The 449-nt window shown below is 41.6% G+C and carries 1 pseudogene; it reads right to left on the bottom strand.

The features are described 5' to 3' along the window. Positions 1-179: 179 nt before the first annotated feature. Positions 180-449, bottom strand: a pseudogene (locus tag GPK83_RS16695) (hypothetical protein); the annotation flags it as partial.

The following is a 449-nucleotide window of genomic DNA, read 5'->3' as shown; positions in this document are numbered from 1 at the left end:
AATTTTCCAAAATGAATTTTTCCAATATCGCCCCATTTTGGCTGTAAAATTTTTGACAGCCAGCAGGGTATGTGTCGCAAAAGTTGGTGCTGGCATCAAAAAAGAGCCTCCTCTCAGGGAAGCTCTTGGGGAAATATCTTTTGCTGTAATGTTTCTCCACAAGGAGAGTTTCGGCAGCTCTACAAGTTTAATGCCTTATAAATAGCATCAACGTTGTAATCCGGACCAAAGTTCGGGGCTACATCCATAATTTTCTGAATCAAAGGCACGTCCTGTTCGACAAGATCATTTGCAATTTCCTCTGCTGAAGAAAACTTCTGCATCTTGGCGCAAACCTGCTTAATCAACTGCAGCATTCTACCTTTTTTGATGCCTATTTCAACACCTTCCTCATGTGCCTGATTTCTCATAATTTCCATTTCACGACACATAATCGCCACTCCTCTCTC

This window comes from Clostridium sp. MCC328 (genome assembly GCF_018785465.1).
GTDB lineage: Bacteria > Bacillota > Clostridia > Lachnospirales > Lachnospiraceae > Pilosibacter > Pilosibacter fragilis.
The sequence above is the reverse complement of the archived record's forward strand: the minus strand, read 5'-3'. Positions and strand labels throughout refer to the sequence as shown.